The following is a 26,257-nucleotide window of genomic DNA, read 5'->3' as shown; positions in this document are numbered from 1 at the left end:
CGTTCGCGCTCCCCACAAAAGGCGCTGCGCGACCATCCCGACATTTTCGACACGAGGCAATTCACCATGGCCAAAACCCTGACCTTCGGCATCATGCACCTGGGCATCGCATTCAGCGTGACCTACGCACTGACCGGCAGCCTGGCCATCAGCGGTGCCATCACATTCATCGAACCGGCCGTCAACACGGTGGCCCACTATTTCTTCGACAAGTACTGGGAGCGCCGTGAACGTCGTGGAAATCTCGCAGGGGCCGAAGCCAGCCCCGAAGCACCGGCGGCGCCCCGCCTGGCCGCCGCCTGAAAACTGCTATTGAACCGGAGTGACCGCTTACCGCGCCACCCCGGCAAACACCGAGAAATACTCTGGGAATGTCTTTGCCACGCAGCCCGGCTCGTTGATCCGCACCGGCAGCGGCCCGAAAGCGGCGAGCGAGAAACACATGGCCATCCGGTGATCATCATAGGTGCCAATGCCATCTGCCGGGGTCTGCCAGGCACCAGATGAAGGCGGCGTCACTTTCAGATAGTCCGCGCCCTCTTCCACTTCGGCGCCGAGTTTGCGCAGCTCGGTAGCCATGGCGGCAATTCGGTCCGTTTCCTTGACGCGCCAGCTGGCAATATTGGTCAGCGTGGTCGTGCCTTCCGCAAACAGCGCCGCCACGGCCAGAGTCATCGCGGCGTCGGGAATGTGGTTGCAGTCGAGCTCGATACCATTGAGCCGGCCATCGTCGCGCTCGGTGCCGCGCACCTCGATCCAGTTGTCGCCGGCCATCACGTTGGCGCCCATGCGGTTCAGCGCATCGGCAAACCGCACATCGCCCTGGATACTCGACAGGCCCACGCCTTCTACCCGCACCGGCCCGCCGCCGATTGCGCCGGCAGCCAGGAAATACGACGCGGTCGAGGCATCGCCTTCGACATAGATCTCGCCCGGCGAGCGGTACTGTGCGCCGGCCGGCAGGATAAAGCGCTCCCAGCCCTGGCGCTCGACCACGATGCCGAAGCGGGCCAGCAGGTTCAGCGTGATCTCGACGTAAGGCTTCGAGATTAGCTCGCCCACCACTTCGATCTCGATCCGACCCGAAGGCGCCGACGCCATCGGCAGCGTCATCAGCAGCGCCGTGAGGAACTGGCTCGACACATCGCCACGCACACGGATCGGCGTGTCGATACGGATCTGCGCCGGATTGATCTGCAAGGGCGGATAGCCAGGCGTGCCCAGGTATTCGATGGCGGCGCCCACCTGCAGCAGGCCGTCCACCAGATCGCCAATCGGCCGCTCATGCATGCGCGGCACGCCGCTGAGCTTGTAGGTGCCGCCCTGCAGCGCCAGCGCCGCCGTCAGCGGGCGAATCGCCGTGCCGGCATTGCCCATGAACAGGTCGGCGGCCTTGTTCGGAAAATTGCCACCCACGCCGGTCACGATGCAATCACCGCCGTCGCGGCGCCAGGACACGCCCAGCACCTTCAGCGCTTCAAGCATGACTTGGGTATCGTCGGAATCGAGCAGGTCGCGTACGCGGGTCTCGCCGGTTGCCAGTGCGGACAGCAGCAGCACGCGGTTGGAGATACTCTTCGAGCCGGGCAGGCGTACCGTGCCCGATGCGCGGGTCAGGGGGCCGAGGGTCAGATGTTCCATGGTCTTGGCAGCGTCGGTGCGGCGCCCGGGGAAGGCGCCACGACTTCAGGGTTCTACGTTATGGGTGGCGGCACGTGCCGCACCCCACTTCAGGCGCGTGTCGCTGGCGCGAGCGAAGATCCGCTCCAGCGCAGCACCGTCTCCGGCCTTGATCTGCGCCTTCAGGTGACCAAGCACGGCTTCATACGTATTGATCTCGCGCAGCAGCGCCTCCTTGTTGGCGATGCAGATGTCACGCCACATCTCGGGCGACGACGCGGCAATGCGCGTGAAATCGCGAAAGCCCCCCCCCGCGAAGTCGAGCTTCAGCGCCGCATCCTCGGCATTGGCCACCTGCGCCACCAGCGCATACGACAGCACGTGCGGCAGGTGGCTGACCGAGGCAAACACGGCATCATGCTGCACGGCCGACATCACGTGGACATCCGCGCCGGCCGATTCCCACATGGCCCGCACCGCCGCCACGTCCGCGCGGCTGTTTTCCTGCAGCGGGCACATCACCACCTTCTTGTCCAGATAGAGGTCGTTCAGCGCGGCTTCCACGCCGTGGAGTTCACGGCCGGCAATCGGGTGCGCGGGCACGAACTGCGCCACCTTGTCGCCAAGCGCCGTCTTGGCCGCCATGATCACGTCGGACTTGGTACTGCCGGCGTCCGTCACGATGGTGCCGGGCTGCAGGTGTGGCTCCAGCGCATGCAGCAGCGCAAAGTTCTGCGCCACGGGCGCGCACAGCACGATCAGGCTCGCGCCACGGGCAGCTTCGGCCAGCGATTCGGCAGCCTCGTCGATGACGCCCAGCGTCTTCGCTTTTTCCAGCGACGCCGCTGAACGGCCAACCCCTACCACGGTGCCGACCACGCCGGCACGCTTGAGCGACAACGCCAGCGATCCGCCAATCAGGCCGACGCCGACAATCACAACACGGGAAAAATGCAGAGCGCTCACGGCTTCAGATCGGTTCGGATTCACTTCAATGCCTGTTCGAGCGCCGCGATGCACGCGGCATTCTCGTCAGGCAGGCCAATCGTGATACGCAGCCACTGCGGCAGACCGTAGTTCGCCACCGGACGCACGATCACGCCCTGCTTCAGCATCGCCAGGTTCACGCGTGCGCCGGCACCGTCGTCAGTGCCTACGCGGACCATGACGAAGTTGCCCGACGACTTCACGTACTCCAGACCCATGCGCTCGAAGGCCGCCACCAGCTGAGCCTTGCCGGCGCGATTGAGCTCGGCGCTGCGCTGCAGGAAATCGCCATCGCCCAGCGCTGCCACGGCTGCGGCCTGGGCCAGGCTGTTGACGTTGAATGGCTGGCGCACGCGATTCAGCAGGTCGGTCAGCGGCGGCTGCGCCACGCCATAGCCCACTCGCAATCCCGCCAGGCCGTAGGCCTTCGAGAACGTACGCGACACCATCAGGTTCGGATACTTGCGCACCCACGCGATGGACTCGTACTGCTGGTCAGCGTCGAGGTATTCGTTGTACGCCTCGTCCAGCACCACCACCACGTGCGGGGGCACCTTCGCCAGGAACGCCTCGATCTCGGCGGCGGACACGAAGGTACCGGTCGGGTTGTTCGGATTGGCGATGAACACAAGCTTCGTGTCCGGCGCAATCGCGGCGGACATGGCGTCGAGATCGTGACCGTACTGGCGCGACTTCACCTCGATGGCGCGCGCGCCCACTTCCTGGGTAGCCAGCGCGTAGACCGCGAACGAGTATTCGGCGTAGACAATCGACTCGCCGGCGCGCACCAGTGCGTGCGCGGCCAGTTCCAGGATGTCGTTGCTGCCGTTGCCGAGGGTCAGCCACTCTGCCGGGACATCGAATTTTTCCGAAAGCCTGGCCTTCAGCTCGAAGCCGTTGCTGTCCGGGTAGCGGCCCAGATCCTCGGTGGCCGCTGCAATGGCGGCCTTGGCCGAGGCCGGCATGCCAAGCGGATTCTCGTTCGACGCCAGCTTGACGATACGCGCCTCATCAAGCCCGAACTCGCGTGCCACTTCCGAAATTGGCTTTCCTGCGATGTACGGCGAGATCTTGCGGACGTAGGTCGGGCCAAAGTAGTCGGCTACATTCGCAGCCACATTCGCCGTTGCGCTCGCTGCCCCGCTTTCCTGCTGTGCCATGCGTGTCTCCTGCCTGCGTTATTTGCTCGACGGGTAGGACCCGAGCACCTTCAGGTACGCGGCGTTGGCGCGCAGCGACTGGATCGCGCGTGCCACGGCCGGATCGTGCTGATGGCCTTCCACATCGACATAGAAGTAGTACTCCCACGCGCCGCTGCGGGCGGGCCGCGATTCGAAGCGGCACATCGACACACCGTTGTCGGCCAGCGGCGCCAGCAGCTGGTACACGGCGCCGGCCTTGTTCGGCACCGACAGGATCATCGACGTCTGGTCGCTGCCCGACGGCTCGGTTTCGTAGCGGCCGATCACCGCAAAGCGCGTGCGGTTGTGCGGATCGTCCTGGATGTTGGCCCGCACGATATGCAGGTGATAGCGGTTGGCGGCGGTCTCGCCGGCAATCGCCGCCACCGTGGGATCTTCGCTGGCCATGCGCGCCGCCTCGGCGTTGCTCGACACGGCCTGGCGCTCCAGATGCGGATAGTTGGCGGCGAGCCAGTGCTGGCACTGTGCCAGCGCCTGCGCGTGCGCGCGCACCACGGTCACGCCCTTCATGTCGGGCGACGACGCCATCAGGTTGTGATGCACCTTCAGCGCGATCTCGCCGCTGATCTTCAGCGACGTCTGCAGGAACAGGTCCAGCGTGCGCGACACCGCGCCTTCGGTCGAATTCTCGACCGGCACCACGCCGTACTCCACCGTGCCCGACTCCACCGACCGGAACACCTCGTCGATGCTCGGACAGGGCACCCCGCTGACCTCGTGGCCGAAGTGCGCGTACAGCGCCTGCTCGGAGAACGTGCCGGCCGGGCCCAGGAAGGCGATTTCGAGCGGCTTTTCCAGGCCGCGGCAGGCCGACATCACCTCGCGCCAGATCGACGCCACGCTTTCGCCAAGCAGCGGGCCCGGATTGGCGCCCTGCACCTTGCGGATCACCTGCAGCTCGCGTTCGGGGCGAAACACCGGCGCACCGTACTTCTTCTTGACCTCGCCCACGTCGAGCGCCAGTTGCGCACGGCGATTCAGCAGGGCCAGCAGCTCGCGGTCGACGGCGTCGATCTGGTCGCGCAGCGGCGCCAGGTCCGCGGACAGCGCCTGCTCCTGGGGGCTGGGTGCGGCATTGTCATTGCCGGAGGCTGCCACCGCCGGCTTGTCTTGCTGTGTCATAGGCCTGTGGGCCGCGCATCGCGCAGCCGCGGAAAGTCTGGGCTGATGCCGGGCCCCCGCGCTGCAAGGGCCGCGACAGAAAGCACCACCGTCAGGCGGCGGTGCGCTCGAACTCGCGCATGAATTCCACCAGCGCGGTCACACCTTCGAGTGGCATCGCGTTATAGATGCTGGCGCGCATGCCGCCCACGGACTTGTGGCCCTTGAGCTGTACCAGGCCATTCGCGCGCGCCTGGGTCAGGAACGCTTCGTTGCGCGATTCGTCGCGCAGGAAGAACGGTACGTTCATGCGCGAGCGGCTGCCGGGATCGATTTCGTTACGGTAGTAGTCGCTCTGGTCCAGGAAGTCGTACAGCGCGCGCGCCTTGGCGATATTGCGCTGTTCGATCGCGGGCACGCCGCCCTGGGCCTTGAGCCACTTGAACACGAGCCCGGCGATATAGATCGCATAGGTGGGCGGCGTGTTGTACATCGAGTCATGCTCGGCCACCAGGCGCCAGTTGAACGCCGAGGGGCACAGCGGGTGCGCGAAACCGATCAGGTCTTCGCGCACGATGACGATCGTCACACCGGCCGGGCCGATGTTCTTCTGCGCGCCACCATACACCACCTGCACGCGCGACCAGTCGATCGGGCGCGACAGGATATGGCTCGACGCGTCGGCCACGACGATGCGGCCCTTGTCATGCGTACCGGTCTGGCCAATGTCCGGGATGTCCTGGAACTCCACGCCGACGATGGTCTCGTTCGTGCACAGATGCACATAGGCCGCGTCGTCGGACAGTTTCCACGTGTTCACATCGGGAATCTTGTGCCACTTCTGGTCCTTGCTGGACGCGGCGATATTCACCTCGCCATAGCGGCGCGCTTCCTGCTCGGTCTTGACCGACCACGTGCCGGTCACCACGAAATCGGTCTTCGGCTTCGCGGCATTGACACGGTTGGCCAGGTTCAGCGGCACGATGCCGTTTTCGCCGATGGCACCACCCTGCAGGAACAGAATCTTGAAGTTCTTGGGCACATGCAGCAGTTCGCGCAGATCGGCCAGCGCCTGCTGGTGGATGCTCTCGAAGTCCTTGCTGCGGTGGCTCATCTCCATCACCGATACGCCAGTACCACGCCATGACAGCATTTCCTCGGCGGCCTGCTGCAGGACTTCGGTCGGCAACGCGGCCGGGCCAGGCGAGAAATTGAAGACGCGCTCGGCCAGGGAACGTTGCAGGCCGGCGAGGGCGGGATTCTGGGGATCGTTCATGGAGGGAGAAAAAGAAAAATGGCTGCCGGATGGAACCAGGCAGCCATTATCGCCCAAAACCCGCGCCCCTTGGACACCAAGGGCATCCGGACCAGGCCTGGACAGGCGACCTCTCCGGCCCGAGGGCCCGGAGAGGTCAGCCGTCGATCACTTCGAAGCGGCGGCGATTTCCTTCTCGGCGGCGTCACGCATCGACTTGCCAACCTGGGGACCGTACTTCTGCATCATCGAACCCCAGATTTCCTGGGTGGCCTTGCCCTGGTTGGCCATGAACTTCTGGCCCGTCGGCGACTTCAGGAACGTGGTCAGATCCTTGATTTCCTGGGTCGAGTAGTACTTGCCGAAGGCATCGTAGTGCGCCTTGATGGCGTCCTGGCGGAAGCCATCGGTGTTGAACGCCGTACCGGCGCCATCGACCATGCGCTGCACGGCGCCGTTCTTCTTGAGCTTGTCGACAGCGGCCTGCTTCTGCTTGTCGTTCAGCGTCTTGTTCTCGACGAGAACCTGCTCCAGCACCAGCGGCGCTTCCTGCTTGGCGCCTTGTTGCCAGTTATCGGCCTGACCCTTCACAGCCTGGTCAGCCTGCATGACGGTCAGCAGTTCCTTGATGGCCGCGGTCTTGTCCTTGTCTTCCTGAGCGTGCGCGCCTTGCGCCAGCATCATCATCGGAGCGAAAGCAGCCAGAACAGCGATACGTCGATAGGTTTTGAGCATTATGACTCCCTGGTAAATACGTCCGGATTAGTCCGAACGGCCGTCTGGCGAGTTCCGGCCGTCGTCCCGTTGTTGCAACAAATTACGAATTCGCGTCCGCGTCGGAGGCACCCGCTCCGGTATCGCCATCGGCGCCGGTCGCACCCGTAGCATCTTCCGCCACGTCCTCGTCTTCGCCGTTGCCGCTGCTATCGGCATCCGACTCGACAATGCGCTGCAGGCCCGACAGCTTGGTGCCCTCGTCGACGTTGATCAGCGTCACACCTTGTGTGGCACGACCCATCTCGCGGATCTCCGCCACGCGGGTGCGGATCAGCACGCCGCCCGTGGTAATCAGCATGATCTCGTCCTCGGGCGACACCAGCGCTGCGGCCACCACGCGACCATTGCGCTCGCTCGTCTGGATCGCAATCATGCCCTTGGTGCCACGGCCGTGTCGAGTGTACTCGGAGATCGGCGTACGTTTGCCGTAGCCGTTCTCGGTAGCGGTCAGCACGCTGCCCACCGTCGTCGACGCGCCCTCGGCTACCTCGCCCTCGGGCGTTTCCGCCGGGGCCACCAGCATGGCGATCACTGCCTGGCCTTCGTCAAGGTTCATGCCACGCACGCCGCGCGCCTGACGGCCCATCGGACGCACGTCGTTCTCGTCGAAGCGCACGGCCTTGCCGGCATCGGAGAACAGCATCACGTCGTGCTGGCCGTCGGTAATGGCGGCGCCGATCAGGAAGTCGCCCTCGTCGAGGTCGACGGCAATGATGCCGGCCTTGCGCGGGTTCGAGAAATCGGTCAGCACCGTCTTCTTGACCGTGCCGCGCGCCGTCGCCATGAAGATGAAGTGCTCGGCGTCAAACTGGCGCACCGGCAGGATCACGTTGATCTTCTCGCCGTCGGCCAGCGGGAACATGTTCACGATCGGACGGCCACGCGAGTTACGCGATCCTTGCGGCACCTCGTAGACCTTGAGCCAGTACAGACGGCCGCGGTTCGAGAAGCACAGGATGTAGTCGTGCGTGTTGGCGACGAACAGCGTATCGATCCAGTCGTCTTCCTTGGTCGCCGTAGCCAGCTTGCCGCGGCCACCACGCTTCTGCGCGCGATACTCGGAGATCGGCTGGCTCTTCATGTAGCCGGAGTGCGACAGCGTGACCACCATGTCCTGCGGGGTGATCAGGTCCTCGGTGTCAAGTTCGGTCGCGTTGTGCTCGATCTGCGAGCGGCGCTCGTCGCCAAACTCGGCGCGGATGGCACCCAGCTCTTCGGTGATGATGGTGGTGATGCGCTCCGGGCGAGCCAGGATGTCGAGCAGATCGGCGATCAGGCCCATCACTTCGCGGTATTCCTGGACGATCTTGTCCTGCTCCAGGCCCGTGAGGCGTTGCAGGCGCATCTGCAGGATTTCCTGCGCCTGGCCATCGGACAGGCGATACAGGCCATCGGGCTGCATGCCGAACACGGCCGGCAGGCCATCCGGACGATACGAGGCACGGCCACCTGCAGTGTCGCTTTCGGCACGCGACAGCATGTCGCGGACAAGCCCGGAATCCCAGGCCTTAGCCATCAGTTCCTGCTTCGCCAGCGGCGGGGTCGGGGCGGCCTTGATGATCGCGATGAACTCGTCGATGTTCGCCAGCGCCACGGCCAGGCCTTCCAGCACGTGCCCACGTTCGCGCGCCTTGCGCAGTTCGAACACGGTACGGCGCGTCACCACTTCGCGGCGATGCGACAGGAAGGCATCCAGCATCTGCTTAAGGTTCAGCAGGCGCGGCTGGCCATCCACCAGCGCCACCATGTTCATGCCGAACGTGTCCTGCAGCTGGGTGTTCTTATATAGGTTGTTCAGCACAACCTCGGGCACTTCGTTGCGCTTGAGCTCGATCACCACGCGCATGCCTGACTTGTCAGACTCATCGCGGATGTCGGAAATGCCCTCGATCTTCTTCTCGGTCACCAGCTCGGCAATGCGCTCGAGAAGTGTCCGCTTGTTTACTTGATACGGCAGCTCGTCGACGATGATCGCCTGGCGCGCGCCACGGTCGATATCCTCAAAGTGCGTGCGCGCGCGCATGACCACGCGGCCGCGCCCGGTGCGGTAACCCTCCCGCACGCCCTGGATGCCATAAATAATGCCGGCCGTCGGAAAATCAGGCGCAGGTACCAGTTCGATCAGTTCATCGATCGTGGTATCGGGATTACGCAGCAGATGCAGGCAGGCATCGACAACCTCATTGAGGTTATGCGGCGGGATATTGGTTGCCATACCCACGGCAATACCCGACGAACCATTGATAAGCAAATTCGGGATTCGCGCTGGCAAAATACCGGGCTCTTTCTCCGAACCGTCATAGTTCGGTTCGAAATCGACAGTTTCCTTGTCGATATCGTGAAGCATTTCATGGGCAATCTTCGCCAGGCGGATTTCGGTATAACGCATCGCCGCTGCGTTATCTCCGTCCACTGAACCGAAGTTACCCTGGCCGTCGACCAGCATATAGCGCAGCGAGAAATTCTGCGCCATGCGGACGATCGTGTCATAGACGGCAGTATCGCCGTGCGGGTGATACTTACCAATCACATCACCGACGATACGTGCCGACTTCTTGTAGGCCCGGTTCCAGTCGTTGTTCAGCTCATGCATCGCAAAGAGCACGCGCCGGTGTACCGGCTTCAGGCCGTCCCGGACGTCGGGAAGCGCGCGCCCCACGATAACGCTCATCGCGTAATCGAGGTAAGAGCGGCGCATTTCCTCTTCCAGCGAGACCGGGAGGGTTTCTTTGGCGAATTGATCCATTGCGGCGTGGTTTATGCGGCGGGTTTAAGCAAATGAAGCCCGTGAATCTGACGGCATGAAGACTCCATGCCGGCGACGGGCCAACATGGCATTCTATCACGCGCGGAACCCCTTCCCGCCCCCGCCGGAACCACCCCCGCGCGGCCGTCGCCGGCGCTCTCCGCGCCCACCCCCGGCACCCTGCAACCCAGACGGGACAAGGGTTTGCAGGCGCCGCAAGACGGATGTTGCACAAACACCACAGGCCTAAAACCACGTGGTTGAATCGAATATATTTACTTCTTAGGAAACGAGCCTTGTGGCACAATTCCCCAGCGAAGAGCCAGACATTGTTCGAAGTGGAGCATCCACCACATCGAGAATGTTATACTCCGAAGAATGTATGACTTGTTTTCGTCCATTTGCTCGCAGTAACCCTGCGGTGATCTCATCCTGAGAGGAGAAATATGAAAAAATTTGCCAAGCTCGCGCTCGTTGCAGCTACCGCAGTAATGGCTGCATCCGCTCAAGCCCAGTCCGTCCCCTACGAAAAGAAGGCAGTGAACGATAACTGGGGCAACGGTACGAGCGAGTACGTGTGGAAGAATGGCACGAACGAGCTCTGCTGGCGCGACAGCTCCTGGACCCCGGCAACGGCTAATGCCCTGTGCGATGGCGCACTGGCTCCGGCTGCTGCTCCGGCTCCGGCACCGACCCCGGTCGCTCCGCCGGTTGTGTCCAGCGAGAAGGTCACTTTCGCTGCTGATACGCTGTTCGACTTCGACAAGGCTGTTCTGAAGCCCGAAGGCAAGGCCAAGCTGGACGACCTGGTCTCGAAGCTGCAAGGCATCACGCTGGAAGTCATCATCGCCGTTGGCCACACCGACTCGTTCGGTTCGGACAAGTACAACGATCGCCTGTCGATCCGTCGTGCTGAATCGGTCAAGGCTTACCTGGTGAGCAAGGGCGTTGAAGCCAACCGCGTCTACACCGAAGGCAAGGGCAAGCGTCAGCTGAAGGTTGATCCGAAGTCGTGCAAGGGCAACCGCACCGCTCAGATCGCCTGCCAGCAGCCGAACCGTCGCGTGGAAGTCGAAGTGGTCGGCACCCGCAGCGCACGTTAATCGGATCCTCTCCGATGACGAAAAGCCCAGCATATGCTGGGCTTTTTTTTCGCCCATATTTTCGGCTTTTCCTGCGCCCTGCCCCCGGCGGTTTTCACCGGCAGCGAGTCTGGCCCGCCATATTCGGCGTGGCACTGTTTTTTTGGTAAAGTTGCCGCAGCCTTTTCATCAGACTGCCGCCCGCGCGGCGCCAACGATGTCGCATTCGACCACCCTCAACGCCTCGACCCCAACCGGCCGCAACGCCGATCCGAAAGAGATCGACAAGTTCAGCGAGCTGGCCCACCGCTGGTGGGACCCCAACAGTGAATTCAAACCGCTGCACGATCTGAACCCGCTCCGCCTGGGCTGGATCGACGGCATCGCGCATCTGTCGGGCAAGCAGGTCATCGATGTGGGTTGCGGTGGTGGCATCCTGTCGGAAAGCATGGCGCGCATTGGCGCGACGGTCAGGGGAATCGACCTGTCCGCCAAGGCGCTGAAGGTTGCCGACCTGCACAGCCTGGAATCTGGCGTGGCCGTCACGTACGAGGAAATCGCCGTGGAAGACCTGGCCGCCCGCGCGCCTGCCAGCGTCGATGTGGTGACCTGCATGGAAATGCTCGAGCATGTGCCCGATCCGCAATCGATCGTGCGGGCCTGCACGACGCTGGTCAAACCTGGTGGCCACGTGTTCTTCTCGACAATCAACCGCAACCTGAAGGCCTACCTGCTGGCCATCGTCGGCGCCGAATACGTGCTGAACATGCTGCCGCGCGGCACGCACGACTTTCAAAAATTCATCACGCCGTCCGAGATGGCCCGCTTTGCGCGCAATGTCGGACTGGAGATGATTGAGATGCGCGGCATGACCTTCAATCCATTGACGCAGATCTATTCGCTCGGTCGCGATACCGACGTGAACTACATGATGGCGTTTCGGAAGGTGGCATGACGATGGCTAAGTTCGACGCGGTTTTCTTTGATCTCGACGGTACTCTGGCCGATACGGCCCCCGACCTCGCTGCCGCAGCCAACCGGCTTGTGGTGGAACACGGCATGGCGCCCGTCGCCTACGAGAAGCTTCGTCCGGTGGCCTCGCACGGCGCGCGCGGGCTGATTGGCGCGGCCTTCGGCAAGCGTCCTGAAGACCCCGAGTTTCCTGCCCTGCGCGATACCTTCCTCGACTACTACGAGGCCGATATCGCCGTGCATACGCGCCTGTTCGAGGGCATGGATGCGGTGCTGGCAAAGCTTGAGGCCGACGGCGTGCCCTGGGGCATTGTCACGAACAAGATTGCGCGCTTCACGGTGCCGCTGGTGCGCGCCATCGGCCTTGCTCCGCGCGCATCGGCAGTGGTGAGCGGCGACACCACGCCGCACGCCAAACCGCACCCTGCCCCGCTGCTGCATGCCGCCGAACTGAGCGGCGTGGCAGCGGCACGCTGCCTCTATGTCGGTGACGACCTGCGCGACATCCAGGCCGGCAAGGCCGCAGGCATGGCCACGGTTTCAGCGGCCTACGGATATTGCGGCGAGGGCGAGCCGCCGGACACCTGGGGCGCGGACTACCTGATCCATCACCCGGCCGAACTGCTTGAATTGCTGGGCTGAGCCCCCAGCTGTCAGGTACGGAACCGGAGGCACGCCACAGGCGTCGAAACCGGGTACAATCCGCTTTCTTTCGCGTTTCACAGCGCACATTGGGGCCGACCTGGTTTCGACGTGGGTTACGAAGCAGTGAGGGCATACCGAGGACCCGTCACCTCGTTAATCAATGGGAATGCAATAACTGCTAACGACGAACGTTACGCACTGGCAGCCTAAGGGCCGCCGTCCTCGCACTGGCTCGCTGACGGGCTAGGGTTCGCAAGAACCAGCGAGGTCATTTACGTCAGATAAGCTTCGGGAGTGTCACGGGCCCGAGGACGAAAACCTAGTGACTCGCCGTCGTAGAGCGTGTTCGTCCGCGATGCGCCGGTTAAATCAAATGACAGAACTAAGTATGTAGAACTCTCTGTGGAGGGCTTGCGGACGCGGGTTCGATTCCCGCCGGCTCCACCAGTACACTGCACCGCCCCGGACACGCATCACCGTCCAGGGCAATGAAAAACGGGCCTCGCGGCCCGTTTTTTTTGCTTCGTACTTCCCGTCAATGCACCACAACTCCATCGACCGGCATGCTTTCGAGCCGGGCGGCGTAGTAGCGGTCCACGGGCAGGCTGACGCCCAGGTGTACGTAGAGACGCTTCGCATGATCCACCGAGCCGACCATGCCTGGCATCCATAGTCGTTGCAGCAACGCGTGCGACTCGCCTGAATGTGTCGCGAACGCGTCTACCCCGAATTCCTGGATGGCCTTGAACAGCACCAGCCCAACCAGGTACATGTCGCCCGTATCCAGCGCGATCCCTGCCTGGGCAGTCCAGCGCTCGGCGCGATCTTCGATTTTTTCCGCTTCGGCAAAACGCTCCGTCATGGTCGGCATGAAGGCGTCGCCAGGCGGTAGAAAGGTAAAGCTCATCAGACGGCTCCTAACCCCGTATGCCAACAATGACGGCCAATTTCGCCGAAAACTGAAGCGATCGGAACAGATTCGAACAGCTTCCGGCGAAAATACAACACTTAGCGAATCAAACGCCACAAGGCCGGCCTCACCGCAGGGGTCCATCCTGCACCGCGCCAGGCGGTATGACGTTGCAGGCAGACGTAGCGTCTGCCCTGGTACGTGACCGCCTGACCCGTTTCATACGCAGGGCCCTCGCGCCACGTATCGAGCGTGCTCCCGTCGGGCAATCCCGTCGACATGCCGCCGGAGCCACGGCCGGATCGGCCACTTGCGCTCGGGGCCTCCTTGTCGATTTCATAGCGATATCCCGCGTACGACTTGCTCAGATACACACGGTTGGCGGTGGCCGAGCTCAGCGGCACGATGCTCGACGCGCCATTGCGCGCCTGCAACTCGCCGATGCGGAAAATCCGCGACTCGAAATTGACCTTCTGGGCAAGCTGATAGGCCCACGTGCGGGTCTTGGCGTTGGCTGCGGTGATCGTCAGCACATGCTTGCCCGCATCGCGTCCCATGGCATCCAGGGCACGGAATGTCAGCTTCGTGCCCACCACCAGATCGCCCTTGGCCGCCAGCACCCCTTGATCCTCCCAGCCGATCTCGCGAACCGCCAGGCCGTCGCCGGGGAACTTGACGTCGGCGCACGCGTAGAACGCCTCCGGGCTGTCACTGCGCTGCCAGATGCTGTAGATGATGTGACTGCCCTTCTTGCCCGGCGGCAGCTGCACCTTCATGTGGTATCTGCCGCCTTCCTTCGTGGCCTGCGCGCCCGACACCGTCGCAAATTCTTCAACATCGCTCCAGCGCAGCGGGATGCCCGGATCCCAGTCATCGCGCGTGATGTAGTACTTGAAATACTGCGTGGCATGCGACGCGGAGGCGCGCCAGACAAAGGTGTGGTCGCCGGCGGCCGTGGGCACGATCGATGTCTGCGTCCAGTCGAGCCGCGCAAGGTCCAGCCCGCGGAAGCTTGCCGAACCGCCCGAGCAAAGCTCGCCATCCGCGATGAATGCGCGATGATTCCCTGCGGCATTGCCCTGGCGAACGCCGTTCCAGTCGTAGAACTGCTGCGCGCCGCCAACTGCCCGGGCCGCCTTGCACGCGCCCGATCGTGGCTGTTCGGCGCCTTCGTTGTAGCAGGTCAGCACCCGGCTGGCGGGTAGCTCCATGGTGCCGTGCGCCTGCGCGGAAAGCGGGGCGATCGTTGCGGCAAGCACGAGGCATGTGATGCCGATTGCCTTGTGGGACATTGCGAAATTCCTTGAGACGTTGATGGGATCCTCGCCATTCGTTGAGAATGGCTGCGCGATTTGACGCGCCCCAGAACGCTGAAGAAATCGGAATCGTCCTAAACTGGCTCCTGCCATGCCGACGGTCAAACGGATGGCGAATACGAATCCATACGCGAATCCATGCGGTTGCCGCGCGCATGGCAGCTACAATAGGCCGTCGCTGTTTTACGCCCTGCCCTCATGTCCGATCACCCCCGCTTCACTGTCAGCCGATCCATGGTCATGCTGCTGCCCGAGCAGCCGTTTCTCGACTGGATTCAGGCGGTGGACCCCGATCCCGTGCCCACGCTGACGCTCAGCGAGGTGCGTGACGACGCCAGTGTCTTCCTGCTGCCCGCGGAAGTCGCCGACACGCCCGAGAACGCCTTGCGCTGGGTGGAAAAGCGCTGGCGCTCGTTTTTCGAATTCATGCTGGGCGAGTGGTTCGACGATTCGGTCTGGCCCGAAACCCTGTCGCTGGCCATGTTCCGGGAATGGTTCAGCGTCCGGTTCCATTCGATGGTCTGGGACATGGCCCCCGACGCCCCGCTTGAATACGAGGACTGGGACGACGAGGAAGACGACGACTCGCCCACCGTCCTGCACTGACCGCCAGGCCCCGGCCGGGCGCATCGGCCGCACAAATGCAAAACGGCACGCCCAGGCGTGCCGTTTTCGTATCAGCCAGCGATCGGATCAGAGGAAACGATCCAGAATCTTCCGACTGGGCTTGTCCAGTGCGAGCTGGTCGCGGATCAGGTAATGGATGCCGTGGCTGTCCGAAATCAGCAGCGTGGTGCCCGTCAACCGCCGAATGTCCTCTTCGCCGCGCAGCACCAGGTCTGTCTGGCCCCGATCGGTCTGCACGGTCCAGACGCTGGGCGTGGCATAGGTCGACACGCCAAGAATCTTGCGGATCTCGGGCATGAACTCGCGCGAGGCCAGTTCGGCCTCGATCAGTTCGCGGGTCGGCGCCGGCAGCGTGTCCAGACGCGGAATCCACGCCAGCTCCTTGCCATCGGCGCTCATCATCCCCACGCCATCGTCGGCGGCGGAGATCGGAAACGCGCGCACGGGCACCACGCCCTCGTGCTGCGTACCGTCAGTGGTCGTCAGCACGAGCTTGCCGAGGCTGTTACGCGACAGGGTGAATTCGGGCGTTTGCATAGCCGTTTCTTGAACTGATGAATTACTGGGCACTGACGGCCTCCCCGGCTTCGGCTTGATTGCCGGTGCTGGTGTCATCCACATCGGTGTCGACATTGCGCGCCTGCGCCTGATACAGCTTGTAGTACGCGCCTTCGCGGGCCAGCAGTTCGTCGTGGCTGCCCACTTCGACAATCTGGCCACGGTCCATCACCACCAGGCGGTCCGCCTTGCGCAGTGTCGACAGGCGGTGCGCGATGGCAATCGTGGTGCGGCCCTGCACGAGGTTGTCCAGTGCCTTCTGGATTTCCTTCTCGGTCGAGGTGTCCACCGACGACGTGGCCTCGTCCATGATGAGGATGCGCGGATCGATCAGCAGCGCGCGGGCAATCGAGATCCGCTGGCGCTCGCCGCCGGACAGCGCCTGGCCGCGTTCGCCGACCAGCGAGTCATAGCCGTGCGGCAGCCGCAGGATGAACTCGTGCGCGTGCGCGGCGCGGGCCGCGGCGATGATCTCCTCGCGCGTGGCATCGGGCTTGCCGTAGGCGATATTGTCGGCAATCGTGCCGAAGAACAGGAACGGCTCCTGCAGCACCAGGCCAATGTTCTGGCGGAAATCCGATACCGGCAGCGAGCGGATATCGACCCCATCCACGCGGATGGCGCCTTCGGAGACATCGTAGAAACGGCAAATCAGGTTCACCAGCGTGCTCTTGCCCGACCCGCTATGACCCACCAGGCCGATCATCTCGCCCGGCTCGATCGTCAGGTTCAGGCCCCGGATCACGGCGCGGTTGCCATAGCGGAAGCCGAGGTCGCGCATCTCGATGGCGCCGCGCACGTTTTCCAGGCGCACGGGCTTCTGCGGCTCGGGCACGCTCGACACGTGATCGAGGATGTCGAAGATCCGCTTGGCGCCAGCGGCCGCCTTCTGGGTCACCGACACGATCCGGCTCATCGAATCCAGACGCGTATAGAAGCGGCTGATGTAGGTCAGGAACGCCACCAGCACGCCGACGGTAATCGCGTTATGGCTGACCTGCCAGATGCCGAAGATCCAGACCACCAGCAGGCCTACTTCGGTCAGCAGCGTCACGGTCGGCGTGAACAGCGACCACACGGCGTTCACGCGGTCATTGATCGCCAGATTGTGACGATTGGCTTCGCGGAAGCGCGCCACCTCGCGCTTTTCCTGGGCAAACGCCTTGACCACGCGGATGCCCGGAATCGTATCGGCCAGCACGTTGGTGATCTCGGACCAGATCCGGTCGATCTTCTCGAAGCCGTGCCGCAGGCGGTCGCGCACCAGGTGGATCATCCACGCGATGAACGGCAGCGGCACCAGCGTGACCAGGGCCAGCCAAGGATTGATGGAAATCAGGATGATCGACGTCATCGCGATCATCAGCACATCGGTGGCGAAATCGAGCAGGTGCAGCGACAGGAACACGCTGATACGGTCGCTCTCGGAGCCGATGCGCGCCATCAGGTCGCCGGTACGCTTGCCGCCGAAATACTCGAGCGACAGCTTGAGCAGGTGTTCGTAGGTGGTGGTGCGCAGATCCGCGCTGATGCGCTCCGACACGCGCGCCAGCAGGTAGGTGCGGGCCCAGCCCAGTGCCCAGGCCACCAGCGCGGCGCCCAGCAGGCCGGCCAGGTACAGCTTGACCAGGCCATAGTCGATCGGCAGGCCGTTCTGATACGGGATCAGCACCTTGTCCATCAGCGGCATGGTCAGGTAAGGCGGCACCAGCGTGGCGGCCGTGCCCAGCAGAAGCAGCACGAAGCCGGCCAGCAGTTCCCAGCGATAGGGCCGCGCAAAGCGCCACAGGCGCAGCAGAGCCCAGGTGGACGGCGGGGTTTCCAGTTCGCGGCTGCATTGCGGGCACTGCTCTTCGCCCGGCGGAATGGGCGCCTTGCAGGTCGGGCAGATGTCGGCATCCGGCTCGGCGGAATGGCCGGTTGCCAACAGGTCGCGGCGCGCTTCGAACTGGTCGGCCAGCCGCAATGCGTCAGGATTGTAACCAAGCGTGTAGCGCCAGCTGGCCAGGCGCTGACGGCCATCACCCAGTTCGAGCGTGCCGACGCCGGCGTGGTCGCCGTGGGCAAGGGTCAGGCCGGGGGCGATATCCCAGCTTTGCAGCGCGGTTTCCCCTGGGGCGCGAGAGATCAGACGACGATCCGTCACAACCAGCCACCCTTGGGTAAAATGCAGCCTTGCGTCCAGGTCCAGCGTCAGCCCGGCCAGGACGGTTTCCCCGGGCGGCAAGCCGGTGCCAAGTTCGGCAGCCCAGGGACCTTGCGGGCCGGGGTGGTTGGAAGCAGACGGGGAGGACTGGGTCATTGTTGGCGCAAAAAGCGATAAAAGCGCGTCCGCAGACCCAAAAACGGATCAAATACGGACATAACTTGAAACAATTTAAGCGGTTCGCCAGGCTGGCGGCCCGCAATTTTGCCCGCAAGTATACATAACGCAAACAAGCGGGCGCCTTGGTGCGCTGCACAATGCGTTGCCGGTCTCAAAGGGTAACGAAGGGTCAACCCTGAGGCTACAGTAACGTTAATGAAAGATTAGCTTTCCATTTCCCGGGCACTCGCCCACTGCCTCAAGCAAATTCAATGAAAAAGAAGGACATTGAGATTTTCGATGTCATGTCGCTGCGCGGCCCGAATATGTGGACATATCGGCCGGTGCTGGAGGCATGGGTCGATATCGGCGAACTGGAGGATTTCCCCTCCAACAAGATTCCGGGGTTCTACGAGCGCCTCTCGGCGTGGCTACCCACGCTGATCGAGCACCGTTGCAGCCCGGGCGTGCGCGGTGGCTTCCTGATGCGGTTGAAGGAAGGCACCTGGCCCGGGCACATCCTGGAACACGTCACGCTTGAGCTGCAGAACCTGGCCGGCATGCCGGGCGGCTTCGGCAAGGCACGCGAGACCCCGGTACGTGGCGTCTACAAGGTCATCGTCCGTGCCTGGCACGAGCAGGTGACGCGCGCCGCGCTGTTCGCCGCGCGGGACCTGGTCATGGCCGCCATCGAGGACCGCCCGTTCGACGTGGCCGCCGCCGTGGAAACGCTGCGCGACCTCGTCGACGAACACTGCCTGGGACCGAGCACCGCCTGCATCGTCGATGCCGCGGACGACCGCGACATCCCGTCGATCCGCCTGTCGGACGGCAACCTGGTACAGCTCGGCTACGGTGCGCGCCAACGCCGCATCTGGACGGCCGAGACCGACCGCACCAGCGCCATCGCCGAATCGATCTCGCGCGACAAGGACCTGACCAAGACGCTGCTGGAATCGTGCGGCGTGCCGGTGCCCGAAGGCCGCATGGTCGACAGCGCCGAAGACGCCTGGGATGCCGCCGAAAGCATCGGCCTGCCCGTGGTGGTCAAGCCCTACGACGGCAACCATGGCCGCGGCGTGTTCACCAACCTGATGACGCGCGACGAGGTGCAGACCGCCTATGCCGTGGCCATCGAGGAAGGCAACGGCGTGATCGTTGAACGCTTCGTGCCCGGCAACGAGCACCGCCTGCTGATCGTGGGCGGCCGCATGGTGGCCTGCGCGATGGGCGAGACCGCGTCGGTCGTGGGCGACGGCAAGCAGACCATCGACGAGCTGATCGAATCGCAGATCAATTCGGACCCGCGCCGTGGCAGCACCGAGGATCACCCGCTGAACCGGGTGCGCCTGGATTCGGCCGCGCGCCTGGAACTGAAGCGCCAGGGCTATGCCGATGGCGGCGCCGTGCCGCCCGAGGGCCGCACCGTACTGATCCAGCGCAACGGCAACGTGGCCTTCGACGTCACCGACCGCGTGCACCCGAGCGTGGCCGCCAATGCCGCGCTGGCCGCGCGCATCGTCGGCCTGGATATCGCCGGCGTGGACCTGGTGGCCGAGGACATCTCGCGCCCGCTGGCCGACCAGCGCGGCGCCATCGTCGAGGTCAATGCCGGCCCCGGCCTGCTGATGCACATCAAGCCCGCCGACGGCGAGCCGCGCCCCGTGGGCCGCGCCATCGTCGACCACCTGTTCCCGACCCGCAACGGCGTGGACGACGACGGCCGCATTCCGGTGGTGGGCATTACCGGCACCAACGGCAAGACCGTGGTAGCCAAGCTCGTGGCGCGCCTGCTGCAGTTGTCGGGCAAGCATACGGGCCTGTCCTGCAGCGATGGCCTGTTCCTGGACCGCCGCCAGGTGGAAAAGGGCGACCGTGGCGAGAAAGCCAGCTGGGACGCCGGCCACCGCATCCTGATGAACCGCGCGGTGGAAGCGGCCGTGTTCGAGAACGACAGCGGCATGATTCTTTCGCAAGGCCTGCCGTACGACCGCTGCCAGGTGGGCGTGGTCACGAACTTCGGCCAGCCCGATCACCTTGGCGACTACTACGTCGAGGATGAAGACCGCATGTACAACGTGCTGCGCACGCAGATCGACGTGGTGCTCAAGACCGGCGCGGCGGTGCTGAACGCCGCCGATCCGCGCCTGGTCGAGATGGCCGGGCTGTGCGATGGCGACGTGATCTTCTTCGGACTGTCGGCCGACCTGCCCGCGATCGTCGAACACCGCGCCGCCGGCCGCCGCGCCGTGTTCGTGCGCGAGGGCAAGGTGGTCATGGCTACCGGCGCCAGCGAAAGCGCACTGACCGACGTGTCGGCGATTCCGCTGACCTACGCCGGCCGCGTGGCGTTCCAGATCGAGAACGTGCTGGCCGCCGTTGCCACGGGCTGGGCGCTGGGCATCTCCAACGACCTGATCCGCGCCGGCATCGTTACCTTCGATGTGGGCCAGGTGGATGTGCCGGGCCGCTTCACGTTGTTCGAGCGCCAGGGCGCCACGGTGATCGTCGACGACGCGCACAACGCGCCGGCGCTGGAAGCGCTGGCCGCCGCGCTGGACCGCTTCCCGGCCGAGCGTCGCATGCTGGTGTTCGGTGCCGGCGTGCAGCGCCGCGACGAAGACCTGGTGCAGCAGGGCAAGGTGATCGGCAAGTCGTTCGACCGCGTATTCCTGTGCGAAGACCACAGCGTGCGCCGCGACCTGCCCGATGCCGAAGCCCGCGCGCTGCTCAAGAAGGGCCTGTACGAAGGCCGTCGTGTGACGAAGATCATCGACGAAGCCGGTCGGCGCGAGGCGGTGGAAGCCGCGTTGTCGCAACTGGTGGCCGGTGACCTGCTGGTCCTGCAGTGCGACGAGACCTCGACCGAGAGCACCGTCGAGCAGGTACACCAGTGGATGGGCCGCAGCGGACGCCGCGCGTAATCCCGCCCGGAAGAACAACGGACAAACGATTCTATGGAAGTCTCTCGTATCCGGGCTCTGCGTGGCCCGAATCTCTGGTGCCGGCATACCGCCATCGAAGCCATCGTGGCGTGCTCGGACCAATCGCATCTGCTGGCCGAACTGCCGGGCTTCGAAGACCGGCTGCGCGCCCGCTTTCCGGGCATCGGCCCGATGCGCCCTGACGACGAGGCCGGCTCGCCGTCCATGGCGCACGCGCTGGAAGCCGCCGCACTGGGCCTGCAGGCCGCGGCCGGCTGCCCGGTGACGTTCAGCCATGCCGCGCCGACGCTGGAACCGGGCACCTACCAGGTGGTGGTGCAGTACAGCGAGGAAGAAGTTGGCCGCCTGGCCTTCGAGCTGGCCGAGCAGCTGTGCCTGGCCGCGCGCGACGACAAGCCGTTCGACCTGGAAGACGCGCTGCATCGCCTGCGCGAACTCGACGAGGACGTACGCCTGGGGCCGAGCACCGGTTCGATCGTCTACGCGGCCGTGGCTCGCGGCATCCCGTATCGCCGCCTGACGCAGGGCTCGATGGTGCAGTTCGGCTGGGGCAGCAAGCAACGCCGCATCCAGGCCGCCGAGACCGACATGACGAGCGCGGTGTCCGAATCGATCGCCCAGGACAAGGAACTGACCAAGGCCCTGCTGCATGCGGCCGGCGTGCCGGTGCCGCTGGGCCGTTCGGTGACCAGTGCGGAGGAAGCCTGGGCCGCCGCGCAGGAGATCAACGGCCCGGTGGTGGTGAAGCCGCGCGACGGCAACCAGGGCAAGGGCGTGGCCGTGCGCATCCGCACGCGCGAGGAAGTGATGACGGCCTATGAAGTGGCCGCCGACATTTCGACGGACGTGCTGGTCGAACGCTATATCCCGGGCCACGACTTCCGTCTGCTGGTCGTCGGCAAGCATCTGGTGGCTGCGGCGCGCCGCGATCCGCCGCAGGTGATTGGCGATGGCACCCACACGGTGCGCCAGCTCGTGGATGAAGTGAACCGCGATCCGCGCCGTGGCGAAGGCCATGCCACGTCGCTGACCAAGATCCGCTTCGACGACATCGCGCTGGCTACGCTGGCCAAGCAGGGCCTGAGCGCCGACGCCGTGCCGGCCAAGGGCGCGCGCGTGGTACTGCGCAACAACGCCAACCTGTCCACCGGCGGCAGCGCCACCGATGTCACCGACGACGTCCACCCGGACATCGCCGCACGCGCGGTAGCCGCTGCGCAGATGGTGGGCCTGGATATCTGCGGCGTCGACGCCGTGTGCGAGACCATGCTCAAGCCGTTCGAGGAACAGGCCGGCGGCATCGTCGAAGTCAACGCCGCACCGGGCCTGCGCATGCACCTGCAGCCGTCGTACGGCAAGGGCCGGGCCGTGGGCGAAGCCATCATCTCGACCATGTTCACCGATGGCGACGATGGCCGCATTCCCGTGGTGGCCGTATCGGGCACCAACGGCAAGACCACCACCGTCCGCCTGATCACCCATATCCTGGCCTCGAACGGCCTGCGCATGGGCATGACCGGTACCGATGGCGTGTACATCCAGGGCCAGCGCATCGACACTGGCGACTGCAGCGGCCCGCGCAGCGCACGCAACGTGCTGCTGCACCCCGACGTGGACGCCGCGGTGTTCGAGACCGCGCGCGGCGGCCTGCTGCGCGAAGGCCTGGCCTTCGACCGCTGCGACGTGGCCGTGGTGACCAACGTGGGCGAAGGCGACCACCTTGGGCTGTCGTACATCAGCACCGTGGAAGACCTTGCCGTTCTCAAGAGCGTGATCGTGCAGAACGTGGCGCCGCACGGCATGGCCGTGCTGAACGCGGCCGATCCGATGGTGGCGCGCATGGCCGATGCCTGCCCGGGTTCGATCACGTTCTTCGCGCACGATGCCGGCCTGCCGACCATGGCGCTGCACCGCGCCCAGGGCAAGCGCGTGGTGTTCGTGGAAGGCGCCGAGATCGTGGCGACCGAGGGCGACACCAGCATGCGCTTTGCGCTGGCGGATATCCCGCTCACGCGCAACGGCTCGATCGGCTTCCAGGTGGAAAACGCGATGTCGTCGATCGCGGCCGCATGGGCGCTGGGCATCGACTGGAACGTGATCCGCCGCGCGCTGGCGACGTTCGTCAACGACGCCGCCACCGCGCCGGGCCGCTTCAACGTGTTCGACTACAAGGGCGCCACCCTGATCGCCGACTACGGCCACAATCCCGACGCTATCCAGGCGCTGTGCAACGCCGTGCAGACCATGCCTTCGAACAAGCGCGTGGTGGTCATCAGCGGGGCGGGCGACCGTCGCGACGAGGACATCCGCAAGCAGACCCAGATCCTGGGTGGCGTGTTCGACGACGTGCTGCTGTACCAGGACCAGTGCCAGCGCGGCCGTGAAGACGGCGAAGTACTGGCGCTGCTGCGCGAAGGCCTGGTCGGTGCGCAACGCACCAGCCATACCGAGGAAATCCGCGGCGAATTCCTGGCCATCGACACGGGCCTGGCGCGCCTGCAGCCGGGCGACCTGTGCCTGATCCTGATCGACCAGGTGGAAGAGGCGCTGGACCACATCGCCAAGCGCGTCGCCCAGCAGTAATCCGGCAACTTGCCGCCACCCTCTCCCGCCCGCCGGGAGAGGGTTCCCCCTCCCCTCTCCCCTCTCTCTGCCCCGCCACTTGCCGTCCACCGCCATTCGGTGCGACAGTATCCCGTACCGACTCCCATCGCCACGCCAACGGCCGCCGCCCCGCCCGTCGACGAGGAGACCGCATATGACTACGCCGCAAACCGTTGTCGTCACCTATATCGCCGCGACGGCGGAACAGGTGTGGCAGGCCCTGACCGACCCCGTGCTAAGTGTGAAGTACTTCTTCGGGCGCCGCGTCGAATCCGACTGGCAGGTAGGCAGCCCCTTCGTGCTGCGCATGGATGACGGCAAGGTGGACTCGCAGGGCGTGGTACTGGCCGCCGAGCCGCCCTACCGGCTGTCGGTCACCTGGCGCGTGGAGTGGCTGGAGGCATTCCGCCAGTTGCCCGAGGTGGTCGTCACATGGCAGATCGACGCGCTGGGCGACGAAGCCGTAAGGCTGACCGTGAGCGAACTTCACCAGGAACCGCTGGACGAGCAGATCCTGCAAGGTGGGCGCAGCGGCTGGCCGCTGATCCTGGCCGGTCTGAAGACGCTGCTGGAAACGGGGCGCCAACTCAACGTCGAGGCGCCCAAGCCACCGCCCGCGCCTGCCTCGTCTTCGGCAACCTCACCGGCAACCCAGGGTCAGTGACGCGTCGGCAGTGACAGGCGCCGTTCCAGCACGTGCTGGAACGCCGACAGGGCCGTGCTGAGAATCCAGTAGATCGCGGCTGCGGCCAGGTACATCGGCAGCGGCTGGTAGGTGGCCGCGATGATCTCCTGCGACGTGCGCAGCAGTTCGGTCACGGTAATCACCGACACGAGGGAGGTGTCCTTGATCAGGCTGATCAGGCTGTTGGACAGGCTTGGCACCGCCAGCCGCAACGCCTGCGGCCCCACCACGTGGCGCAGCGTCTGCACCGGGGTCATGCCCAGGCTGTAGGCCGCCAGCCACTGTCCGCGCGGCACACCCAGGATGGCCCCCCGCATGCTTTCCGACAGATAGGCGCCGACGTTGAGGCTCAGCGTCAGCACGCCGGCCGGGGTGGGCTCCAGCGCGATGCCGATGCCCGGCAATCCGTAGTAGACGACGAAGATCTGCACCAGCAGCGGCGTGCCACGCATGATGCTGACGTACACGCGCGCCATCACTTTGAGAATCCGCTGATTTCCAATCCCCATCAGCGCCACCACAATCCCAATCATCAGGCCGAAAGCCATCGACAACACGGCGAACTTCAGCGTGAGCAGCGTGCCCTGCAGCAACACGGGAAGCGAATCGATAACGAGCTGGAGCGCGGACATGGCTGGGGTGGGATTCAGTCAATCTGGAGCCGGAATGCCGCGATCATACGTGATCGGGGCCAGGCGCGAGTGGGGCGAGTAGCTTGACTGGGAGCCGTTCTCGCTGGGCTATCGCCCGGCGTCCGAATCTCTGCGGACCATCGGAGGACAGGATCTGGTGGCGGGCCAAATCCACGCAGGCTTTCATGGGATGTGCCTATGCTGGCGAACAATGGATTGCCGAGGGTCGCCCGGCAATCCTGGTCGTGCCGTCCGTGATCGCGCCGGAGGAGTGCAACATCCTCATCAACCCGTATCACGTCGACTGGAGGCGCATCCGGAGCCGGAAACTGCGCAAGTGGGTCTGCGGCTTCCGGCTGCTGCGGCTGCCTTTTTACTTGAGCGGCTTCGTCACGTCCGAGCCGAACCACTTGTTCGACAGCTTGGCCAGCGTGCCATCCTTGCGAAGATCGTCCAGCGCCTTGTCGATGGCTGCGGCGAACTTCGGGTTGTCCTTGCGGAACGGGATGGCGACTTCGCTGTTGGCGCCCGGCAGCACGGCGCCCGGGCGCAGCGGCAGGTTGGCCTGCTTGATCAGGTAGTTGACCATCAGGCGGTCATTGAGCGCGGCGTCCACGCGCTGCGCGGCCAGATCGCGCAGGTATTCGGGGGCGCCCGGATAGGTCTTCACGTCGATGCCCGGCACCGACTTGGCCAGGTCGTTGTAATTGCTGCCCAGGCTCACGCCAAGCTTGTGGCCCTTCAGCGCATCGAGCGAGGCGAATTCGCGCTTGTCGTCCTTGCGCTGGATCAGCTGGGCAGCCGAATAGACGTATGGCGTGGAGAAATCCAGCACCTGCTTGCGCTGCGGCGTGACCGAAACCTGGTTGACGATGATGTCGAACTTGCCGGCCTGCAGACCCGCGATGATCGCGCTCCATTCGGTTGTCACGAATTCGGCCTTGACGCCAAGCTTGCCAGCCACGGCGCGCGCCACTTCGACATCGAAGCCGTCCAGTTCGTTATTTGCGCCACGATATCCGAACGGCGGGTAGGTCCCTTCCAGGCCGACCTTGAGCACGCCAGCCTGTTTGACCGTATCCAGCAGGTCGGCGGCATGGGCGGCCGTTGCGGCAAGGCCAGTGGCGCCAGCTACCAGGGCGGTGGCAAGCAGGGATTTGAACCAACCCGATCGAATCGTTCGCATATCTTCTCCAGTGGGATGCGGTTTGCGTGCCGGCGCCCCTTTTGAGGGAAAGCCGACGGCTCTATGAGCCTATAACGGGCTCCAAGGTACCGCAAATACTAT

General features: G+C 64.5%; 21 protein-coding genes and 1 other RNA gene. 9 read left to right on the top strand and 13 right to left on the bottom strand.

All coding sequences use genetic code 11. The annotated features are described in order from the left end of the window. The first annotated feature begins 66 nt into the window (after positions 1-66). Positions 67-303 carry a DUF2061 domain-containing protein gene (locus ACOABP_RS12795; protein WP_474225416.1) on the top strand — a complete coding sequence of 79 codons (237 nt, stop codon included), beginning with the start codon at positions 67-69 and terminating at the stop codon, positions 301-303. Positions 304-330: 27 nt separating this feature from the next. Here the strand turns inward: ACOABP_RS12795 and aroA are convergent, their stop codons facing one another. From aroA to gyrA, 7 genes are all read right to left on the bottom strand, one after another. After that, positions 331-1,641, bottom strand: a complete 1,311-nt coding sequence (gene aroA / locus ACOABP_RS12790) for a 3-phosphoshikimate 1-carboxyvinyltransferase (RefSeq protein ID WP_474225414.1) — start codon at positions 1,639-1,641, stop codon at positions 331-333. A gap of 45 nt (positions 1,642-1,686) precedes the next feature. Next, positions 1,687-2,586 (bottom strand): prephenate dehydrogenase, encoded by a 900-nt coding sequence (locus ACOABP_RS12785; RefSeq protein WP_474225412.1) that lies wholly within the window; start codon positions 2,584-2,586, stop codon positions 1,687-1,689. A gap of 20 nt (positions 2,587-2,606) precedes the next feature. Continuing rightward, positions 2,607-3,767, bottom strand: a complete 1,161-nt coding sequence (hisC, locus tag ACOABP_RS12780) for a histidinol-phosphate transaminase (RefSeq protein ID WP_474225411.1) — start codon at positions 3,765-3,767, stop codon at positions 2,607-2,609. Between the two features lie 18 nt (positions 3,768-3,785). Further along, positions 3,786-4,931 (bottom strand): prephenate dehydratase, encoded by a 1,146-nt coding sequence (pheA, locus tag ACOABP_RS12775; RefSeq protein WP_474225410.1) that lies wholly within the window; start codon positions 4,929-4,931, stop codon positions 3,786-3,788. Between the two features lie 91 nt (positions 4,932-5,022). Then, entirely contained in the window at positions 5,023-6,186 is a 1,164-nt protein-coding gene (serC, locus tag ACOABP_RS12770) for a 3-phosphoserine/phosphohydroxythreonine transaminase (protein ID WP_474225409.1), read from the bottom strand. Between the two features lie 147 nt (positions 6,187-6,333). Further along, complete coding sequence (locus ACOABP_RS12765) at positions 6,334-6,900, bottom strand: DUF2059 domain-containing protein (RefSeq protein WP_092594880.1); 567 nt, start codon at positions 6,898-6,900, stop codon at positions 6,334-6,336. Between the two features lie 82 nt (positions 6,901-6,982). Then, positions 6,983-9,688: a DNA gyrase subunit A gene (gene gyrA / locus ACOABP_RS12760; RefSeq protein ID WP_474225408.1), complete on the bottom strand. Its 2,706-nt coding sequence runs from the start codon at positions 9,686-9,688 to the stop codon at positions 6,983-6,985. A gap of 446 nt (positions 9,689-10,134) precedes the next feature. On the opposite strand from gyrA, the gene ompA reads away from it, so the two are divergent. The 4 genes from ompA (at position 10,135) to ssrA (ending at position 12,834) form a co-directional block, all read left to right on the top strand. Then, a complete protein-coding gene (ompA, locus tag ACOABP_RS12755; RefSeq protein WP_066739225.1) occupies positions 10,135-10,791 on the top strand; it encodes an outer membrane protein OmpA in 657 nt (218 codons plus the stop codon). Positions 10,792-10,987: 196 nt separating this feature from the next. Further along, entirely contained in the window at positions 10,988-11,725 is a 738-nt protein-coding gene (gene ubiG, locus ACOABP_RS12750; RefSeq protein ID WP_474225407.1) for a bifunctional 2-polyprenyl-6-hydroxyphenol methylase/3-demethylubiquinol 3-O-methyltransferase UbiG, read from the top strand. 2 nt (positions 11,726-11,727) lie between these two features. Further along, positions 11,728-12,384, top strand: coding sequence for a phosphoglycolate phosphatase (gph, locus tag ACOABP_RS12745; RefSeq protein WP_474227828.1), 657 nt, complete (start codon positions 11,728-11,730; stop codon positions 12,382-12,384). A gap of 91 nt (positions 12,385-12,475) precedes the next feature. Next, positions 12,476-12,834: a transfer-messenger RNA gene (gene ssrA / locus ACOABP_RS12740) on the top strand. An 88-nt stretch (positions 12,835-12,922) separates the two neighbouring features. Here ssrA and ACOABP_RS12735 read toward each other — a convergent pair. Further along, positions 12,923-13,294, bottom strand: a complete 372-nt coding sequence (locus ACOABP_RS12735) for a hypothetical protein (RefSeq protein ID WP_474225406.1) — start codon at positions 13,292-13,294, stop codon at positions 12,923-12,925. Positions 13,295-13,395: 101 nt separating this feature from the next. Continuing rightward, positions 13,396-14,589, bottom strand: coding sequence for a lytic polysaccharide monooxygenase (locus ACOABP_RS12730; RefSeq protein ID WP_474225404.1), 1,194 nt, complete (start codon positions 14,587-14,589; stop codon positions 13,396-13,398). A gap of 222 nt (positions 14,590-14,811) precedes the next feature. Between ACOABP_RS12730 and ACOABP_RS12725 the strand changes: the two genes are divergently transcribed. Next, a complete protein-coding gene (locus ACOABP_RS12725; protein ID WP_474225403.1) occupies positions 14,812-15,219 on the top strand; it encodes a hypothetical protein in 408 nt (135 codons plus the stop codon). Between the two features lie 87 nt (positions 15,220-15,306). Here the strand turns inward: ACOABP_RS12725 and ACOABP_RS12720 are convergent, their stop codons facing one another. Continuing rightward, positions 15,307-15,777, bottom strand: coding sequence for a cyanophycin metabolism-associated DUF1854 family protein (locus ACOABP_RS12720; protein WP_474225401.1), 471 nt, complete (start codon positions 15,775-15,777; stop codon positions 15,307-15,309). A gap of 22 nt (positions 15,778-15,799) precedes the next feature. Then, a complete protein-coding gene (locus tag ACOABP_RS12715) occupies positions 15,800-18,100 on the bottom strand; it encodes a cyanophycin metabolism-associated ABC transporter (protein ID WP_474225399.1) in 2,301 nt (766 codons plus the stop codon). A 275-nt stretch (positions 18,101-18,375) separates the two neighbouring features. Here ACOABP_RS12715 and cphA (ACOABP_RS12710) point away from each other — a divergent pair, with 275 nt between their 5' ends. The 3 genes from cphA (ACOABP_RS12710) (at position 18,376) to ACOABP_RS12700 (ending at position 24,316) form a co-directional block, all read left to right on the top strand. Continuing rightward, the gene (cphA, locus tag ACOABP_RS12710) at positions 18,376-21,027 is read left to right on the top strand and encodes a cyanophycin synthetase (RefSeq protein WP_474225398.1); all 2,652 of its coding nucleotides are present in this window, start codon (positions 18,376-18,378) and stop codon (positions 21,025-21,027) included. Between the two features lie 33 nt (positions 21,028-21,060). Then, positions 21,061-23,631, top strand: coding sequence for a cyanophycin synthetase (gene cphA, locus ACOABP_RS12705; RefSeq protein WP_474225396.1), 2,571 nt, complete (start codon positions 21,061-21,063; stop codon positions 23,629-23,631). Positions 23,632-23,806: 175 nt separating this feature from the next. Beyond that, on the top strand, positions 23,807-24,316 hold the full coding sequence (locus tag ACOABP_RS12700; RefSeq protein WP_474225395.1) for an SRPBCC family protein: 510 nt from the start codon (positions 23,807-23,809) through the stop codon (positions 24,314-24,316). On the opposite strand, the gene ACOABP_RS12695 is transcribed toward ACOABP_RS12700, so the two are convergent. Next, positions 24,310-24,969, bottom strand: coding sequence for an amino acid ABC transporter permease (locus ACOABP_RS12695; protein WP_474225394.1), 660 nt, complete (start codon positions 24,967-24,969; stop codon positions 24,310-24,312). The genes ACOABP_RS12700 and ACOABP_RS12695 overlap by 7 nt on opposite strands. Before the next feature lie 373 nt (positions 24,970-25,342). Continuing rightward, positions 25,343-26,155 (bottom strand): transporter substrate-binding domain-containing protein, encoded by an 813-nt coding sequence (locus tag ACOABP_RS12690; RefSeq protein ID WP_474225392.1) that lies wholly within the window; start codon positions 26,153-26,155, stop codon positions 25,343-25,345. Positions 26,156-26,257: the final 102 nt, after the last annotated feature.

The organism is Cupriavidus sp. HE11, assembly GCF_056097175.1.
This window is presented reverse-complemented; position numbering and strand designations above follow the sequence as displayed.